Raw genomic sequence first — 14766 nt, 5'->3', positions numbered from 1 at the left:
CTAAACATGGAGTTTGTTCGGCTGGTTCTTATGTTTTTATCAGACTCATCCTGAACCACCCCCACCTCCTGCCTCCTCCCCACAAGGGGGAGGAGAGGGCGGCGGCCGACGCGATAAAGCGGAGAGCGCATCAATCGGCCCACTCGCCGCGGCGCATCACCGGCACCGGCTCGCCCGAGGCGGTGATCCCGTCCACGTCGATCTCGGCCGAGCCGATCATCCAGTCGATGTGGATCAGGCTGCGGTTGGCGCCGCGCTCGGCGAGATCCGCCTCGCTCAGGCCCTCGCCGCCGTCGCGAAAACATTTCGAGTAGGCCTGTCCGAGGGCGATGTGGCTCGCGGCGTTCTCGTCGTAGAGCGTGTTGTAGAACAGGAGCCCCGAGGCCGAGATCGCCGAGGAGGCGGGCACCAGCGCCACCTCGCCGAGGCGGGCCGCGCCCTCGTCGGTGTCGAGCACCTTGGCGAGCACGTCGCCGCCGGTGCGCGCCCGCGCCTCGACGATGCGCCCCTGTGAGAAGCGCACGCGGATCTCGTCGATCAGCGTGCCCTGGTAGGAGAGCGGCTTGGTGCTGGCGACGGTGCCCTCCACACGCGCCCGGTGCGGCGTCGTGAACACCTCCTCCGTCGGGATGTTGGCGTTGCAGACGATGCCGTTCTTGGCCCTCGTCGCGCCGCCGCACCATTCGTGGTCGTCGGCCAGCCCGACCGTCAGGTCGGTGCCGGGACCGCGGAAATGCAGGGCCGAGAAGCGGGACCCGTTGAGCCGCTCGGTGCGGCGGGCGAGGTCGCGGTTGTGCGCGCCCCAGGCGGCGACGGGGTCGGGTCCGTCGATGCGCGAGGCGGCGAAGACCGCGTCCCACAGCCGGGCGACCGCCTCGTCCTCGGGCAGGTCGGGAAAGACCGTGCGCGCCCAGGGCTTGGTGGCCGCCGAGACGATGGTCCAGTTGGTGGAGAAGCCCGCGATCAGTTCCAGCGCCGGCACGTAGGCCTGCGAGCGCGAGCGGTTGGCCCGGGCGACCTTGGCCGGATCCTGGCCCGCCAGCAGCGAAGGGTCGTCGCCGGAGATGGCGAGCCGCGCCGCGCCGTTGCGGTAGGCGTCGGCCATGCCGGCGTAGAGCCAGCCGGCGGCCTTGTCGAAGGCCGCGTCGGGGGCGTGGGCGAAGCGGGCGAGCGTCGCGGCGTCGTCCGCGTAGAAGGTGGTGACCAGCGAGGCGCCGGCCTTGTAGGCGTGCTCGGTGATCGCGCGGGCCAGCGGCACCGCTTCGAGCGGCGCGGTCAGGACCAGTTCCTGGCCCGGCTGCAATCCGAGGCCGACCCGCACGGCGACCTCCGCCAGCCGGTCGAGGCGCTCGGTGAAGGGGAGGGCGACCGTTCCCGGCGTCTGGCTCATGGACGTGAATCTCCAGGCTGTGCCGCCGCGCGCCGTCTCCCCGGCCTGGAACCGGTCCGTCAGACCGATCCGCGGCTCAGGCCGCGCGCGACCACGTGATCTCGCCCAGATTCTCGCGGAAGGCAAAGCGCAGGAGGTGGTCGGAGACGACATTCTCCAGCCGCGTCAGGCCGGCCGGGTCGGGCGTGGCGACCTGCATCAGGAGGGCATCGGAGCTCGCCACGAAGGTGCAGATGCGGTCCTCGCCGAACGGAACCCGGCCCTTGTCACCGCTCTCCTCGACCGGGAACTTGTGGCTCCAGTGCCGGCAAAGCTGCTTGAGGTAGCGGCTCGCTTCCGCGGTCGGCACCCGGGCCTGTGAAATGGGCATGGTCGGTCTCCTCTAAAGTCGGTGCGGGCGGGAGCGCTCCCCGGGAGCGCCGCACGGCCCGCGTCGAATGGGGCGCCCCCGCCGCCCGCCGCTGCGGCGCATCGCCTTCCGGCCGGAAAGCGCCGCAATGCAGCATGTGGGACGAGGGCGTAAAATCGTCATGCGACAAAACCGAGGCGGGCCGTTCCGTCACCGGTCGCCGCAGAGGGCGATTGTCGGGTCGCAAAGGTTAACGATTTCATCATCCGGGACGTTATTCCGGTTGCGCGCAAGACTGATTCCCGCCCCTGTGGCCGGGATCATGCCGCCATCTTGTGCGTTGCACAATAACCAACTGGCGACGTCGCGCGTTCCCGCGTGCGTGCCGTCACACCGGCCTTCACACCGGAAGGGCCGGCGGCGGATCGTCGGAGAGGGCCACGACCTTCCCCGGATTGAGCAGGTCGTGCGGGTCGAGGCTGGCCTTGAGCCGCCGCATCAGGTCGAGCCCGACGGGATCGGCGGTGCGGGCGAGTTCGTCGCGCTTGATCAGGCCGATGCCGTGCTCGGCGGCGATCGAGCCGTCCATCCGCTCGACGATGCCGTGGACGATGGCGTTGAAGCGGCCCCACTGGCTCAGGAACTCCGCCTTCGCCATGCCGACCGGCTGGGTCAGGTTGAAGTGGATGTTGCCGTCGCCGAAATGCCCGAACGGGCAGGGGCGCAGGCCCGGCATCGCCGCCTCGCAGGCGGCGCTCGCCTCCTCCAGGAAGTCGGCCAGCTGGGAGAGCGGCAGCGAGACGTCGTGCTTGATCGAGCCGCCCTCCGCCTTCTGCACCTCGGGCAGCAATTCGCGCAGGCGCCACAGGGCGGAGTCCTGCGCCGCGCTGCCGCCGATCACCGCGTCCTCCACCAGTCCCGCCTCCATCGCCCCGGCGAGCAGCGCCTCCATCTCCGCGCGGGCGTCGGCGCCGGGGCGGGGGGAGGACAGCTCGACGAGGGCGTAGGCCGCATGGGCGCCGGCGAGCGGCGGGCGCACGTCGATCCCGTGCCGGAGCACCATCTCCAGGCCGAAGCGGGGGATGTACTCGAAGGCCGTCAGCCCCCGGTCGGCGCCCGCCCGCATCCGCTCGAACAGGGCGAGCGCCGCCCGCGCCGAGGGGAGGCCGACGAAGCCGACGCAGGTCGAGAGGGGTTTCGGGTATAGCTTCAGGGTCGCGGCGGTGATGATGCCGAGGGTGCCCTCCGAGCCGATGAAGAGGTGCTTGAGGTCGTAGCCCGCGTTGTTCTTGCGCAGCGCCTTGAGCCCGTTCCAGACCCGGCCGTCGGCGAGCACGACTTCGAGGCCGAGCACGAGGTCGCGGGCGTTGCCGTAGGCCAGCACCGCCAGGCCGCCGGCATTGGTGGCGAGCCCGCCGCCGATCCGCGCCGTCCCCTCCGCCGCCCAGGAGAGCGGAAACAGCATCCCCGCCTCCGCGGCGGCGGCCTGCACGTCGGCGAGGATCATGCCGGCCTCCACCGTCATGCTGGCGCCGAGGGGATCGATCGCGCGCAGCCGGTCGAGACGGGTCAGGGACAGCACGATCCCGCCGAAGGGCACGCCGCCGCCGACGAGACCGGTATTTCCGCCCTGCGCCACCACCGGCACCCGCGCCTGCCCGCAGGCCTGCACGGTGAAGGCGACCTCTTCGGTCGTGCCCGGCGCCACGACGGCGAGCGCGTGGCCGCGATAGAGCCCGCGCGACTCAACGAGATGCGGCGCGATTCCCGCCGGATCGGTGCGCACGTGCCGCGCCCCGAGCCGCTCGGAGAGCGCGGCGAGGAGGCGGTCCTGAGCGGAGTGGTCCTGGGCGGAGCGGGCGTCGGTCATCGGCGGGCGGGCGAAGGCATCGTCCGGTTCAGATAGGCCGGGAGAGAGGGGATTGCACCGAGGATCGGTGGATGCCGGGGAAAGGCACGCGGAAGGAATGGCACGCTCGGGGCATTTGCGGGTTTCCTTCCCGCGGCGGATCGCCGCCCGATCGATTGCGTTCCATCGTCCTGACCAAGACGAGGCTTGAGGCGCCATGCTGTCCGTGATTCCGAACCCGTCGCGCGCCACGCTGCCGATCCAGGGCAGCGCCGACCTGTTTCCCGTGCGCAGGGTCTATTGCGTGGGCCGCAACTACCGGGCCCATGCCCGCGAGATGGGCGCCGACGAGCGCGACCCGCCCTTCTTCTTCCTCAAGCCCGCCGACACGCTCCAGGTCGTGCCCGAGGGCACGATCGTCGAGCATCCCTATCCGCCGCGCACCGAGAACTACCATTTCGAGGTGGAGCTGGTGGCCGCCCTCGGGCGGGGTGGGCGCGACATCCCGGTGGAGAGCGCCGGCACCCACGTCTACGGCTACGCCGTCGGCCTCGACATGACCCGGCGCGACCTTCAGGACGAGGCCAAGCGGCAGGCGCGCCCCTGGGAGCTCGGCAAGGCGGCGGATTTCTCCGCACCGATCGGTCCCCTGCGGCCGGCGGGTGTCATCGGCCACCCGCGTTCCGGTGCGATCACGCTCTCCGTCGACGGCAACGAGCGCCAGCGGGGCGACCTCTCCGAGATGATCTGGTCGGTGCCCGAGCAGGTCGCGCTGCTCTCGACCTATTTCGAGCTGCATCCCGGCGACCTGATCTTCACCGGGACGCCCTCGGGCGTCGGGGCGGTGCGGCGCGGACAGACCATGAGCGCGCGGATCGACGGGATCGGGACGATCGCGCTGCGGGTCGTGTAGGCGAAGCGCGACGGGCGGGGCGCCACCGTCTACAAGACCCGGCATGATGCTGAATCTCGACCGCCCGTGGCTCCACCGCTTGGCCCTGCGCGCCGCGCTCGTGACCCGCGGCATGACGCTGGGCGTGCGCGGAGTCGCCGTCGACGGGCAGGGTAGGGTGTGCCTCGTGCGCCATACCTACGTCGCCGGCTGGCACCTGCCGGGCGGCGGGATCGATCCGGGCGAGAGCGGCCCCGCGGCGATGGCGCGGGAGTTCCGCGAGGAGGCCGAGATCGTGGTGGCGCCCGAGGCCGGCCTGCGGCTGCACGGCTTCTTCCTCAACCCGGGCGCGCTGCGCCGCGACCACATCGCCCTCTACATCGCCCCGGCCTTCACGGTGGCGGGCCCGAAGCGGCCCGACCGCGAGATCGCCGAGGCCGGGTTCTTCCCCCTCGACGCGCTGCCGCCCGACACCACCCGCGCCACCCGCGCCCGGCTCGCCGAGATCCGCGACGGACAGCCTCCGGCCGAGCTTTGGTGAGCCGCGCAAAAATCTCGAACGCGCCGCGAACTTGGCGCTTGCATCCTCCGGCGGGATGGTGTTTACACAGCCCCACCGACGGGGGCGCCCACGGCGCCGCACGGACGGACAAGAGAGCGGGTGTAGCTCAGGGGTAGAGCACAACCTTGCCAAGGTTGGGGTCGAGGGTTCGAATCCCTTCGCCCGCTCCAGTTTCCTCAATAAACTGACCGACCTACGAGAAGCCGCCCTTGGGCGGCTTTCGTCGTTTTGGGCCGCCTTCCGGCACGCGTTAACGGTCTGTTAGCCAAACAATTCCTAACGTCCGGCCGGTGCAGGAAGGCCGGGCATGCTCGAACATCGGACAACGCGCGCGCTCGGGCGGGGATCGGCCGCGGAGCCGGTCGAGCGCTACCTCGCCAAGGCCGCGACGCACCGCGCCGCCGGCCGGTTCCACAAGGCGCGCCGCAACCTCGAACTCGCGATCGAGGCCGCGCCGGGCCATGCCGGGGCGCATTTCGAACTCGGGCTGTTCACCACCCGGACCGAGGCGCCGGCCTCGGCGGTGCCGCACTTCGTTGCTGCCCTCCGGGCCGCGCCCGAGCGGCCGGCCTACTGGCTCGCCCTCGCCACCACGCTGCTGACGCTGAACCGGGTGAACGAGGCGCGCGCGCTCATGGAGCGCTTTCGCGAGCAGGGCCTCCCCGACGACGAGACCCGCGCGGTCCTCAAGGATTTCATCGATCAGGCCTTCACCCTCGGCCAGGCGCATTACGAGGCGGACGACCTGCCCACCGCCGAGATCCTGTTCGATCTCGTCATCGGCCTGGACGACACCCACGCCAAGGCGACCCATCTCGCGGGCGCCGCCGCCGCCCGGAGCGGCCGTCACCAGCAGGCCTACGACCTGTTCAGCATCGCGATCTACCGCGAGCCCGACAACGCCGGCTTCTTCAGCAGCCTCGGTGCCCTCCTCATCAACCTCAACGACTACCCGGGCGCGATCGCGGCGCTGGAGAAGTCGATCGCGCTCGATCCCGATCTCGCCATCGCGCATTCGAACCTGTCCGGCGTGCTCCAGCGCATCGGGCACCACGCCTCCGCCGTCAGCCACGCCCGGCGCTCGATCGCGCTCAAGCCGAACTTCTTCGGCGCCCACATCAACCTCGGCTGCGGCCTGAAGAGCCTCGGCCGCCTGCCCGAGGCGATCGCGAGCTTCGACCGGGCGCTGGCGCTGGATCCGTTCAACGTCGCGGCCCATTCGAACCGGCTCTTCGCCAAGCTCTACGCCGAGGGCGTTCCGCCGACCGCGTACGCCGCCGACGCCCGGAGCTTCGGGGCGCGCATCGCCGATCCCCTCCTGCGGCGGCGGCCCTTCGCCAACGACCGCGATCCCGACCGGCGCCTGCGGGTCGGGTTCGTCTCGGGCGATCTCTGCACCCACGCCGTGGCCCGGTTCATCGAGCCGTTCCTGCGCCACTTCGACCGGACGCGGTTCGAGACGCGCGCCTACATGACCCAGGTCGGCGAGGACGGGGTCTCGGCGCGCCTGCGCCCGCTCTTCGACGTCTGGCACAACATCGCCGCCCTGGACGACGACGCGGCCGCCGACCGGATCGAGGCCGACGCCATCGACATCCTCGTCGATCTGTCGGGCCACAGCGCCGGCCACCGCCTGCTCGTCTTCGCCCGCAAGCCGGCACCGGTTCAGGTCACCTGGATCGGCCATCCCGCGACGACCGGCCTGCGCGCCATGGATTACCGCCTGACCGATTTCGGCCACGACGAGCCCGGCCTGTCGGACACGCTGCACACCGAGACGCTGTGGCGGCTGCCGGGCGTGTCGGCCACCTACGAGGCGCCCGGCGACATCCCGCCGGTGCGCGAACGCGCGCCGTTCGAGGACAACGGCTTCGTCACCTTCGGCACCATGAACCGCCTCGAGAAGATCGGCGACCGGGCGCTGGAGGCCTGGGCCGAGATCCTGACGGCGCTGCCCGATGCGCGCCTGTTCATGGTCGCTGCCGACATGAACACGCCGGAGATCCGGGCCGAGGTCGAGGCACGCCTGGTGCGGGCCGGCCTGCCGCTCGAGCGGGTGCGCCTGCACCCGCGCGTCACCAGCGGCTACTTCTATCTTTACCACGAGATCGACATCGCGCTGGATTCCTTCCCCTATAACGGCGGCACGACGAGCTGCGACACGCTCGCCATGGGCGTGCCCTTCATCGCCCTGGCCGGCACCCACGCCGCCGCGCGCACGGGCATCGCCGCCCTGAGGGCGGTCGGGCTAGAGGAATTCGCGGCGGCGACGCCGGAGGATTACGCGGCCGTCGCCGTCGCCCTCGCCAGTGATCGCGAGCGTCTGCGCGCGCTCCGCTCGGGGCTTCGCGAACGCGTCTTCGCCAGCGCGCTGATGGATCACGCCCGCTTCGCCGGGGAGGTCGGGGACGCCTTCCGCGCCATGTGGAGGCGCTGGGCCGATGCGAACCGCGCCGCTTGATCCCGCCCCCGAGGCGAAAAGCCTCCCGCGCCCCGAGCGCGAGCTCCCCGTGCAGGCGACCCTGCGCCGGCTGGAGCAGGAATTCGCACGGGTCCTCGACACCGCCCCGGAAACGGCTTCGGGCGCGGCCCTGGGAGCGGAGAGCGCGGCCGATCCGGTCTACGTCACCCGGCCGTTCCTGCCGCCCCTGGAAGAGTTCGAGCCACTGCTGCGGCAGATCTGGCAGACGCGGATCCTGACCAATGGCGGTCCGTTCCACCGCGAGCTGGAGGCGCGCCTGCGCCACCATCTCGGCGTGCCACAGGTCGCCCTGTTCAACAACGCGACGACCGCGCTGATCATGGCCCTGCGGGCGCTCGATCTCACGGGCGAGGTGATCACGACGCCCTATTCCTTCGTCGCGACCTCGCACGCCCTGCTCTGGAGCGGGCTCACCCCCGTCTTCGTCGACATCGACCCGGTGACCCTCAACCTCGATCCCGCCCGGATCGAGGCGGCGATCACGCCGCGCACCAGCGCGATCCTGCCGGTCCACTGCTACGGCCGGCCCTGCGACGTGGAGGCGATCGGGGCCATCGCCGACCGGCACGGGCTCAAGGTGATCTACGACGCCGCCCACGCCTTCGGCGTGGACCATGGCGGCGTGAGCGTGCTGAACCACGGCGACCTGTCGGTGCTCAGCTTTCACGCCACCAAGGTGTTCAACACCTTCGAGGGCGGCGCCATCGTCTGCGCCGACCCGGCGATGAAGGACCGGATCGACAAGCTCAAGAACTTCGGCCACGACGGCGAGACCTCGGTTCCGGATGTCGGCCTCAACGGCAAGATGAGCGAGCTGAACGCGGCGCTCGGCCTCGTCCAGCTCCGGCATATCGGCACCGCGCTCGCCCAGCGCCGGGCCGTCGACGCCGCCTATCGGGAGGGCCTGCAGGGCATCCCCGGCATCCGCTGCCTGGACTTTCCGGGCGAGAGCGCGGCCAACTACGCCTATTTCCCGATCCTGGTCGGACCCGACTATCCGATCGGCCGCGACGCGCTTTACGATGCGCTCAAGCGCGACGGCATCCACCCGCGGCGCTACTTCCATCCGCTGATCTCGGATTTTCCGATGTACCGGACGCTGCCGAGCGCCCGGCGGGAGGATCTGCCCGTGGCGTCCGCGGCCGCCGACCGGGTGCTGTGCCTGCCGATCTACCCCGACCTCGATCCCGCCATCGTGGCCCGGATCGTCCGGCGGATCGCCCGGCCATGACGGCGCCCGTCACGGCCGCGATCATGCAGCCCTATCTCTTCCCCTATATCGGCTACTTCCAGCTCATCGCGGCGGTCGATCAGTTCGTGATCTACGACACCGTGAAGTACACCAAGAAGGGCTGGATCAACCGCAACCGCTTCCTGCGCGACGGCGAACCCGTGACCTTCACGCTGCCGCTGGAGAAGGATTCGGACCATCTCGACATCCGCGAGCGGCGCGTCGCGGCGGGGTTCGAGCCGGACCGGCTCTGCGCCCAGATCGCCCAGGCCTATCGCCACGCGCCGCACCGGCGCGAGACCATGCCGCTCGTCGAGGAGGTTCTGGGCTACGCGAGCACGGACCTGTTCGACCACCTGCGGCACGGATTGCTGCGGACCTGCGCGCATCTCGCCATCGCCACGCCGATCCGCACCGCCTCGGCGATCGAGGGCACGACCGACCTGCGGCGGCAGGACCGGGTGATCGACCTGTGCGAGCGGCTGGGCGCGGCGACCTACGTCAACCCGATCGGCGGCACCACCCTCTACGATCCGGCTGCCTTCGCGCGGCGGGGCATCGCCCTGCGCTTCCTGCGGGCACGGCCCTTCGCCTATGCTCAGGGACCGCACCCCTTCGTGCCCTGGCTGTCGATCCTCGACGTGCTGATGTTCAACCCGCGATCCGCGCTCGCGGCCCTGCTGGCCGGCGGCTACGATCTCATCGAGGCGGAGGATGCCCCGTGCCCCGCTGGCGCAAGCTCGGCCGCGTCTTCGATCCCGCAAGCGTCGGCGGCCGTCCCTGGCTGAAGGCCTTCGCCCAGGCGCCCGCCGCCCTCGTCTGCGACGACGTGGTGCGGATGTACTTCTCCTGCCGCCCGGAGGCCGACGCCGACGGCCAGTACGTCAGCTACAGCGCCTACGTCGATCTCGACCGGGGCGACCTGTTCCGCGTGCGCGCGGTCGCCGAGGCGCCGATCCTGCCGCTCGGCGGCCCCGGCACCTTCGACGAGTTCGGCGTCTACCCGGTCTCGGTCATCCGCACGGGCGACGCGGTGCGCGCCTACTATGCCGGCTGGACGCGCTGCGTCTCGGTTCCGTTCAACACGGCGATCGGCTGCGCGGTGAGCCATGACGGCGGGCGCCGCTTCGAACGTCTGGGACCGGGGCCGATCCTGCCCTACTCGCCGGACGAGCCCTTCGTGATGAGCGGGCCCAAGGTCCGGCGCTTCGGCGACACGTGGTACCTGTTCTACATCGCCGGACGCCGCTGGAAGCGGGTCGAGGGCCGGGCCGAGCCGGTCTACCGCATCCGCATGGCGACCTCGCCCGACGGCCTCACCTGGACCAAGGCGAACCGCGACCTGATCCCGCCGCGGATCGAGGCGGACGAGGCCCAGGCGAGCCCCGACGTGTTCGAGGCGAACGGGCGCTACCACATGCATTTCTGCTTCCGCTACAGCGCCGGCTTCCGCAGCCGCGAGGGCGGCTACCGCATCGGCTACGCCTGGAGCGACGACCTCCTGACCTGGACCCGCGACGACGGGCGCTGCGGCATCGACGTGTCGGAGGAGGGCTGGGACGCGCAGATGATCAGCTACCCCCACGTCTTCACCGTCGATGGCCGGACCTATCTCGCCTATCTCGGCAACGAGGTCGGCCGCGGCGGCTTCGGCCTCGCCGCCCTCGACGGCCCCCTCGACTGACCGGCCCGACCCCATGCGCTGGACCAAGCTCGGCCTCGTCTTCGACCTGCGGGCGCACCCGCTGCCCTTCGGGAGCGGGGAATTCGCGCAGTCGCCGCAGGCGCTCGTCCTCGACGACCGGGTGCGGATCTTCTTCTCGACCCGCAGCCGCGAGCCGAATGGGCAGTATCTCAGCCACGTCGCCTTCGTGGACATGCGCAAGGATCTGAGCGCGGTGCTCGGGCTCGCGCAGCGGCCGGTCATCGCCCCGGGCGATCTCGGCACCTTCGACGAGCACGGCATCTTCCCGATGAACGTGCTGCGCCACGACGGCCTCGTCTACGGCTACACCACGGGCTGGAGCCGGCGCGTCTCGGTGCCGGTGGAGACCGGCATCGGGCTCGCCGTCAGCCGGGACGACGGTCTGTCCTTCGAGCGGCACGGCGCCGGCCCGGTGCTGGGCGCCACCCTCAACGAGCCGTTCCTCGTCGCCGACGGCTCCGTGCGCGTGATCGATGGCCTGTTCCACATGTGGTACATCTTCGGCACCGCCTGGAGCGCCGCCGGATCCGGCGCGGCGCCGGAGCGGGTCTACAAGATCGGGCACGCCACCTCTTCGGACGGCATCGCGTGGACCAAGGAGGAGGGGCGCCGGATCGTCGCCGACCGCCTCGGCCCGGAGGAGGCCCAGGCACTTCCCTGCGTGTTCGACCGGGGCCCCCGCCGCCACATGGTGTTCTGCTACCGCGAGCCCGTCGGCTTCCGCACCGATCCCGGCCGCGGCTACCGGATCGGCCACGCGTGGTCCGACGACCTCGCGGACTGGACGCGGGACGATGCGCGGCTGACCCTCGCCGGAACGCCCGGCGACTGGGACGCGGACATGCAGTGCTACCCCCACGTCTTCACCTGCGAAGGCGAGACCTACCTCCTCTACAACGGCAACGCCTTCGGCCGCTTCGGCTTCGGCGCCGCGCGGCTCGAACCGTGACCGGGCCGGCCGTCGCGCGTAACCGCTCCCGGGCGGAGGATGTCGAGGCCCATCTGACGGCCTGCGCGCGGACCTTCACGCCGCCGCTCGACCGGCGGGTGGCGATCCCCGACTACGCCGCCAAGCTCGCCGCGCGCGCCGAGCGGTTCGAGTCCTGGGACGGCCCGGCGCTGATCGGCCTGGTGGCGGTCTATTGCAACGATCCGGCCCGCATCTGCGCCTTCGTGACGAGCGTCAGCGTGGTGCCGGACCGGACCGGGGAGGGGCTCGGCGGCCGCCTGCTCGCGGCGGCGATCGCCCATGCCCGCGGCCTCGGCTTCGCGCGGATCGCGCTGAGCGTGGACCGCGCGGCGTCGGCCCTCGGCCTGTATCGCCGGCTCGGCTTCACCGAGGACGCGCGGGACGACCGAACGCTGCACCTCTCGCTCGACCTCGCGGCGGCGGGTCCGGTCGCGGGGACGACATCCCAGGACCGAGGCAGGGAGGCCAGACCATGAGCGCCGGACGCGATTTCGACCGTGAGACGCAGGACGTGGAGGGCCACCGCTACGCCTACGATTTCGACCTCGACGTGATGCACAGATACATGGTGCGCGCCTTCGAGCCGTTCTTCCGCCCCGGCCGCCTGCTCGAACTCGGCAGCTTCCGGGGCGACTTCACCCGGCGCCTGACGCCGTTCTTCGACGACATCACCTGCGTCGAGGCCTCGGGCGAGGCGATCGACGCGGCGCGGGGGCGGCTCGGCGAGAGCGTGCGGTTCGTCCACGCGACCTTCGAGACGGTCGCGCTGCCCGCCCGCTACGACACGGTCGTCCTCACCCACGTGCTCGAACATCTCGACGACCCGGTCGGGGTGCTCAGGCGCGTCAACGCGGAATGGCTGTCGGAGGGCGGGCGCCTGCTGCTGGCCTGCCCGAACGCCAACGCGCCGTCCCGCCAGATCGCGGTGAAGATGGGCCTGATCTCCCACAACGCCGCCGTCACCGAGGCCGAGCGGCAGCACGGCCACCGCTGCACCTACAGCCTCGACACCCTGGAACGGGACGCCGCCGCCGCGGGCCTGCGGGTGATCCACCGCTCCGGCGTCTTCTTCAAGGCGCTGGCGAACTTCCAGTGGGACGCCCTGCTGAAGACCGACATCGTCTCACCGGCCTATCTCGACGGCTGCTACGCCCTGGGTCAGCTCTACCCGGACCTCTGCGCCAGCATCTACCTCGTCTGCGAACGCGGCGCTCGGAACGGTTAGCGGCCTCCCGCGAGCGGGCCGCCAGCCTGCCCGAAAGGACGAGACCGAGATACATCCGTGTTCGACGCGTCCAAGCGCCAACACTCAAGCTCTCCGGAAACAGGCCTCTTCGATCCGACGTCGAAGAAGATTGACAACGTCAATCGAAGACAGCCCTACTCACGAAGCGAAATCACAATAAGCCTCGCAATGTCGGGAATCACACCGACGGCATGAGCCATCTTACACGCCGCTCCGGCGACGTTTAAACCCGTTGTGGCGCTTACCCTTACAGCGGCGTGAACGCTTCATTTTCCGAGTACGGACATGGAAGAGCCGAACCGAGGAAACGTCTTTCTGCTGCTCCGAGCGGATCCTCTCGCGGGAGCGGGCGACCGCGTGAGCGGGCCGGCGCGGTCCCGCGGCGTCCTCGACACGCGGGATGAGCCGGCCGGGCCGGCGGGACGGGCAGGATGAAGGTCGTGCCGGGCGGCGGAGCGGCGGTCAGCGGGCCTCTCTCGCGCAAGCTGCAAGGGTTCGGCAGGCTGGAGGAGGCGGATGCGGCCGCCCTGGCGATGGTCGAGGCGGGCACGCGGCTGGTCCCGTCAGGCACGGACCTCGTCCGCGAGGGCGACCGGCCCGAGGGCATGATCGCGATCACGGAGGGCTTCGCCTGCCGCTACAAGCTGCGGGAGAACGGGGCACGCCAGATCATGGCCTACCTCGTTCCGGGAGATGTCTGCGACTTCGACGCCTCGGTCCTGAACCGGATGGACCACACCATCGGCACGCTCTCCACCTGCCGCGTCGCGCGGGTGGCGCCCGAGGCCAGCCGTGACCTGCGGGCGCGCCCGGCCGTGGCCGGCGGCCTGCGCATGGCCGCGCTCGTCGACGAGGCGATCCTGCGCGAGTGGATCATGAATCTCGGCCGGCGCTCCGCCGTGGAGCGCCTCGCCCACCTGTTCTGCGAGCTGCTCGTGCGCCTGCGGGCGGTGGGGCTGACCCTCGGGAACAGCTACGACCTGCCGATCACGCAGCTCGACCTCGCCGACACCACCGGCATGACCAGCGTGCACGTGAACCGATCGCTGGGCGAGCTCAAGCGCGCCGGGCTGATCGAGCGCAAGGGGAGGCGCCTCACGCTGACCGAGCTGGAACGCCTCATGGAGATGGCCGAGTTCCGGCCGAACTACCTGCACCGGGAAATGCCGGAAGCGGCCTGAGGCCGACGCCTCCGGATCCGGCGGTCGCGGCTGCGTGCCGTGCCCCGGCGGACGCTCTCCGGCCGAGTCAGGCCGCCGCCGGCGCATTCCGACGGAGGGGGGCGGAAGCCGGCGCTCTCGCTGGCCCGAGGAACGAGCCGACATCTCGTGGCGTTCACCGTCGGACCTTGGCCGGAGCCGCTGCCCGGTCGGCAGGAGACAGGAGACGTTCGATGATGAGGATCGGAACCCGCACGGTGCTGGCTCTGATCGCCTTCTCGGCCACCGGCACGGCCAGCGTGCGGGCCGGCGAGGAAGAGCAGGCGGCCCTCTGCCGCGACGACGTCATGCGGCTGTGCCTGACGTCGATCCCCGACCGCGGCCGCATCGTGAGCTGCATGAAGGCTCAGCGGGAGAGCCTCAGCCCCGGATGCCGGGCCGCCTTCGACGAGGGGATGGCCTCGCCGGCCGGGCGGCGCTCCGCGAGCCTCCGCTGAGGGCCGCAGCCGGAGCTTGTCTCCGCGCCCGCTCCCGATCCAGTACAGGAGACCCGCCTTTCGATGACGCGTTCGATTCTTCCTCTTCTTCTGGCCGCTGGCCTGACGCTGCCCGCGCTGACCCAGACCGCCGCCGCGGTCGAGGGTCCCCCCATGCTGCTGCACGGCAATTACTGCGGGCCGGGCAACAATGCGCCGGCGGCCCCCGTCGATGCGCTCGACGCGGCCTGCGCCCGCCACGACGCCTGCACGCCGGACGGCGCACTGGCTCCGAAAGCCTGCAACCTTCGGCTCCAAGTCGATGCCGAGCGCGTGGCCGACGACCCGCGCCAGCCGGAAGAGCCCCGGGCCGGGGAGGGCGGAGGTACGGGTGGCGGGGGGGGGGGGCCACCCGCTCGGGGACGGAATGGGGGCGCAGGTTGGCCGGGTTGGG

The 14766-nt window shown here is 71.1% G+C and carries 15 protein-coding genes and 1 tRNA gene; 13 read left to right on the top strand and 3 right to left on the bottom strand.

Annotated features, from left to right (window positions below; translation table 11 throughout):
* Positions 1-130 precede the first annotated feature (130 nt).
* The 3 genes from ABS772_RS13090 to ABS772_RS13080 all read right to left on the bottom strand — a co-directional run bounded on the left by ABS772_RS13090 (position 131) and on the right by ABS772_RS13080 (position 3609).
* Positions 131-1390, bottom strand: coding sequence for an aminopeptidase (locus tag ABS772_RS13090; protein ID WP_350395113.1), 1260 nt, complete (start codon positions 1388-1390; stop codon positions 131-133).
* 76 nt (positions 1391-1466) lie between these two features.
* A complete protein-coding gene (locus ABS772_RS13085) occupies positions 1467-1760 on the bottom strand; it encodes a DUF2218 domain-containing protein (protein ID WP_350395111.1) in 294 nt (97 codons plus the stop codon).
* Between the two features lie 379 nt (positions 1761-2139).
* Positions 2140-3609 carry an FAD-binding oxidoreductase gene (locus tag ABS772_RS13080; RefSeq protein WP_350395109.1) on the bottom strand — a complete coding sequence of 490 codons (1470 nt, stop codon included), beginning with the start codon at positions 3607-3609 and terminating at the stop codon, positions 2140-2142.
* A gap of 196 nt (positions 3610-3805) precedes the next feature.
* Between ABS772_RS13080 and ABS772_RS13075 the strand changes: the two genes are divergently transcribed.
* The 13 genes from ABS772_RS13075 to ABS772_RS13015 all read left to right on the top strand — a co-directional run.
* On the top strand, positions 3806-4501 hold the full coding sequence (locus tag ABS772_RS13075) for a fumarylacetoacetate hydrolase family protein (protein WP_350395107.1): 696 nt from the start codon (positions 3806-3808) through the stop codon (positions 4499-4501).
* A 43-nt stretch (positions 4502-4544) separates the two neighbouring features.
* The gene (locus tag ABS772_RS13070; RefSeq protein ID WP_350395104.1) at positions 4545-5021 is read left to right on the top strand and encodes an NUDIX domain-containing protein; all 477 of its coding nucleotides are present in this window, start codon (positions 4545-4547) and stop codon (positions 5019-5021) included.
* Between the two features lie 116 nt (positions 5022-5137).
* Positions 5138-5212, top strand: a tRNA-Gly gene (locus tag ABS772_RS13065).
* A gap of 137 nt (positions 5213-5349) precedes the next feature.
* A complete protein-coding gene (locus ABS772_RS13060) occupies positions 5350-7503 on the top strand; it encodes a tetratricopeptide repeat protein (RefSeq protein ID WP_350395101.1) in 2154 nt (717 codons plus the stop codon).
* Positions 7484-8755 carry a DegT/DnrJ/EryC1/StrS family aminotransferase gene (locus ABS772_RS13055; RefSeq protein WP_350395099.1) on the top strand — a complete coding sequence of 424 codons (1272 nt, stop codon included), beginning with the start codon at positions 7484-7486 and terminating at the stop codon, positions 8753-8755. Before ABS772_RS13060 ends, ABS772_RS13055 begins: the two co-directional genes overlap by 20 nt.
* Positions 8752-9543, top strand: coding sequence for a WbqC family protein (locus ABS772_RS13050; protein ID WP_350395097.1), 792 nt, complete (start codon positions 8752-8754; stop codon positions 9541-9543). The genes ABS772_RS13055 and ABS772_RS13050 overlap by 4 nt, the downstream gene beginning before the upstream one ends.
* Positions 9477-10439: a glycoside hydrolase family protein gene (locus tag ABS772_RS13045; RefSeq protein WP_350395095.1), complete on the top strand. Its 963-nt coding sequence runs from the start codon at positions 9477-9479 to the stop codon at positions 10437-10439. Before ABS772_RS13050 ends, ABS772_RS13045 begins: the two co-directional genes overlap by 67 nt.
* A 13-nt stretch (positions 10440-10452) precedes the next feature.
* Positions 10453-11409, top strand: a complete 957-nt coding sequence (locus ABS772_RS13040; protein ID WP_350395093.1) for a glycoside hydrolase family protein — start codon at positions 10453-10455, stop codon at positions 11407-11409.
* Positions 11406-11906 (top strand): GNAT family N-acetyltransferase, encoded by a 501-nt coding sequence (locus tag ABS772_RS13035; RefSeq protein ID WP_350395091.1) that lies wholly within the window; start codon positions 11406-11408, stop codon positions 11904-11906. The genes ABS772_RS13040 and ABS772_RS13035 overlap by 4 nt, the downstream gene beginning before the upstream one ends.
* The gene (locus ABS772_RS13030; protein WP_350395089.1) at positions 11903-12655 is read left to right on the top strand and encodes a class I SAM-dependent methyltransferase; all 753 of its coding nucleotides are present in this window, start codon (positions 11903-11905) and stop codon (positions 12653-12655) included. Before ABS772_RS13035 ends, ABS772_RS13030 begins: the two co-directional genes overlap by 4 nt.
* 452 nt (positions 12656-13107) lie before the next feature.
* A complete protein-coding gene (locus ABS772_RS13025) occupies positions 13108-13857 on the top strand; it encodes a Crp/Fnr family transcriptional regulator (RefSeq protein ID WP_350395087.1) in 750 nt (249 codons plus the stop codon).
* Positions 13858-14069: 212 nt separating this feature from the next.
* Positions 14070-14333 (top strand): hypothetical protein, encoded by a 264-nt coding sequence (locus ABS772_RS13020; RefSeq protein ID WP_350395085.1) that lies wholly within the window; start codon positions 14070-14072, stop codon positions 14331-14333.
* Between the two features lie 63 nt (positions 14334-14396).
* On the top strand, positions 14397-14766 hold a 370-nt coding region (locus ABS772_RS13015; protein WP_350395082.1), incomplete at its 3' end, for a hypothetical protein.

The sequence above is a fragment of the Methylorubrum podarium genome (genome assembly GCF_040270385.1).
In the GTDB taxonomy this organism is placed as follows: domain Bacteria; phylum Pseudomonadota; class Alphaproteobacteria; order Rhizobiales; family Beijerinckiaceae; genus Methylobacterium; species Methylobacterium podarium.
This window is presented reverse-complemented; position numbering and strand designations above follow the sequence as displayed.